At 50.5% G+C, this 3,437-nt stretch carries 2 rRNA genes; both read left to right on the top strand.

Features of this window, described 5'->3' with window-relative positions:
* Positions 1-230 precede the first annotated feature (230 nt).
* Positions 231-3,124, top strand: a 23S ribosomal RNA gene (locus AACY02_RS25760).
* A gap of 151 nt (positions 3,125-3,275) precedes the next feature.
* A 5S ribosomal RNA gene (rrf, locus tag AACY02_RS25755) occupies positions 3,276-3,391 on the top strand.
* Positions 3,392-3,437 lie beyond the last annotated feature (46 nt).

The raw sequence follows: 3,437 nt of genomic DNA, 5'->3' as shown, positions 1-3,437 counted from the left end.
TGAAAGCTTAGAAATGAGCATTCCATCGATGTGATGATGAATGTTGATTTCTAGTCTTTGATTAGATCGTTCTTTAAAAATTTGGGTATGTGATAGAAAGATAGACTGGATAGCACTTTCACTGGTGTTTATTCAGGCTAAGGTAAAATTTGTGAGTTCTCTTAATTGAGAAATTCGAATTTTCGGCGAATGTCGTCTTCACAGTATAACCAGATTGCTTGGGGTTATATGGTCAAGTGAAGAAGCGCATACGGTGGATGCCTTGGCAGTCAGAGGCGATGAAAGACGTGGTAGCCTGCGAAAAGCTTCGGGGAGTCGGCAAACAGACTTTGATCCGGAGATGTCTGAATGGGGGAACCCAGCCATCATAAGATGGTTATCTTGTACTGAATACATAGGTGCAAGAGGCGAACCAGGGGAACTGAAACATCTAAGTACCCTGAGGAAAAGAAATCAACCGAGATTCCCTTAGTAGTGGCGAGCGAACGGGGACTAGCCCTTAAGTTGATTTGAGATTAGCGGAACGCTCTGGAAAGTGCGGCCATAGTGGGTGATAGCCCTGTACGCGAAAATCTCTTATCAATGAAATCGAGTAGGACGGAGCACGAGAAACTTTGTCTGAATATGGGGGGACCATCCTCCAAGGCTAAATACTACTGACTGACCGATAGTGAACTAGTACCGTGAGGGAAAGGCGAAAAGAACCCCGGAGAGGGGAGTGAAATAGATCCTGAAACCGTATGCGTACAAGCAGTGGGAGCCCACTTTGTTGGGTGACTGCGTACCTTTTGTATAATGGGTCAGCGACTTATTTTCAGTGGCGAGCTTAACCGAATAGGGGAGGCGTAGCGAAAGCGAGTCTTAATAGGGCGTCTAGTCGCTGGGAATAGACCCGAAACCGGGCGATCTATCCATGGGCAGGTTGAAGGTTGGGTAACACTAACTGGAGGACCGAACCGACTACCGTTGAAAAGTTAGCGGATGACCTGTGGATCGGAGTGAAAGGCTAATCAAGCTCGGAGATAGCTGGTTCTCCTCGAAAGCTATTTAGGTAGCGCCTCATGTATCACTGTAGGGGGTAGAGCACTGTTTCGGCTAGGGGGTCATCCCGACTTACCAAACCGATGCAAACTCCGAATACCTACAAGTGCCGAGCATGGGAGACACACGGCGGGTGCTAACGTCCGTCGTGAAAAGGGAAACAACCCAGACCGTCAGCTAAGGTCCCAAAGTTATGGTTAAGTGGGAAACGATGTGGGAAGGCTTAGACAGCTAGGAGGTTGGCTTAGAAGCAGCCACCCTTTAAAGAAAGCGTAATAGCTCACTAGTCGAGTCGGCCTGCGCGGAAGATGTAACGGGGCTCAAACCATACACCGAAGCTACGGGTATCATCTTCGGATGATGCGGTAGAGGAGCGTTCTGTAAGCCTGTGAAGGTGAGTTGAGAAGCTTGCTGGAGGTATCAGAAGTGCGAATGCTGACATGAGTAACGACAATGGGTGTGAAAAACACCCACGCCGAAAGACCAAGGTTTCCTGCGCAACGTTAATCGACGCAGGGTTAGTCGGTCCCTAAGGCGAGGCTGAAAAGCGTAGTCGATGGAAAACAGGTTAATATTCCTGTACTTCTGGTTATTGCGATGGAGGGACGGAGAAGGCTAGGCCAGCTTGGCGTTGGTTGTCCAAGTTTAAGGTGGTAGGCTGGAATCTTAGGTAAATCCGGGATTCCAAGGCCGAGAGCTGATGACGAGTCATCTTTTAGATGACGAAGTGGTTGATGCCATGCTTCCAAGAAAAGCTTCTAAGCTTCAGGTAACCAGGAACCGTACCCCAAACCGACACAGGTGGTTGGGTAGAGAATACCAAGGCGCTTGAGAGAACTCGGGTGAAGGAACTAGGCAAAATGGCACCGTAACTTCGGGAGAAGGTGCGCCGGTGAGGGTGAAGGACTTGCTCCGTAAGCTCATGCCGGTCGAAGATACCAGGCCGCTGCGACTGTTTATTAAAAACACAGCACTCTGCAAACACGAAAGTGGACGTATAGGGTGTGACGCCTGCCCGGTGCCGGAAGGTTAATTGATGGGGTTAGCTAACGCGAAGCTCTTGATCGAAGCCCCGGTAAACGGCGGCCGTAACTATAACGGTCCTAAGGTAGCGAAATTCCTTGTCGGGTAAGTTCCGACCTGCACGAATGGCGTAACGATGGCGGCGCTGTCTCCACCCGAGACTCAGTGAAATTGAAATCGCTGTGAAGATGCAGTGTATCCGCGGCTAGACGGAAAGACCCCGTGAACCTTTACTATAGCTTTGCACTGGACTTTGAATTTGCTTGTGTAGGATAGGTGGGAGGCTTTGAAGCGTGGACGCCAGTTCGCGTGGAGCCATCCTTGAAATACCACCCTGGCAACTTTGAGGTTCTAACTCAGGTCCGTTATCCGGATCGAGGACAGTGTATGGTGGGTAGTTTGACTGGGGCGGTCTCCTCCTAAAGAGTAACGGAGGAGTACGAAGGTGCGCTCAGACCGGTCGGAAATCGGTCGTAGAGTATAAAGGCAAAAGCGCGCTTGACTGCGAGACAGACACGTCGAGCAGGTACGAAAGTAGGTCTTAGTGATCCGGTGGTTCTGTATGGAAGGGCCATCGCTCAACGGATAAAAGGTACTCCGGGGATAACAGGCTGATACCGCCCAAGAGTTCATATCGACGGCGGTGTTTGGCACCTCGATGTCGGCTCATCACATCCTGGGGCTGAAGCCGGTCCCAAGGGTATGGCTGTTCGCCATTTAAAGTGGTACGCGAGCTGGGTTTAGAACGTCGTGAGACAGTTCGGTCCCTATCTGCCGTGGACGTTTGAGATTTGAGAGGGGCTGCTCCTAGTACGAGAGGACCGGAGTGGACGAACCTCTGGTGTTCCGGTTGTCACGCCAGTGGCATTGCCGGGTAGCTATGTTCGGGAAAGATAACCGCTGAAAGCATCTAAGCGGGAAACTTGCCTCAAGATGAGATCTCACTGGAACCTTGAGTTCCCTGAAGGGCCGTCGAAGACTACGACGTTGATAGGTTGGGTGTGTAAGCGCTGTGAGGCGTTGAGCTAACCAATACTAATTGCCCGTGAGGCTTGACCATATAACACCCAAGCAATTTGCGCTTGAAAGCCAGATTGCGGTGTGTGAAGACGAAACGAACCGAAAGTTCGATGTTCACAAAACACCGACAGCTGTCACATACCCAATTTGCTGAAGCGAGGCCAACAGGTCGCGAGTCAGTACCCGAATTTCTTGACGACCATAGAGCGTTGGAACCACCTGATCCCATCCCGAACTCAGCAGTGAAACGATGCATCGCCGATGGTAGTGTGGGGTTTCCCCATGTGAGAGTAGGTCATCGTCAAGATTAAATTCCGAAACCCCAATTGCGAAAGCAGTTGGGGTTTTGTTTT

It is taken from the genome of Pseudomonas sp. EA_65y_Pfl2_P78 (assembly GCF_963970495.1).
GTDB classification, from domain to species: Bacteria; Pseudomonadota; Gammaproteobacteria; order Pseudomonadales; family Pseudomonadaceae; genus Aquipseudomonas; species Aquipseudomonas baetica_A.
Note: the sequence above shows the minus strand (reverse complement) of the source record. Positions and strands in the feature narration are given on the sequence as shown.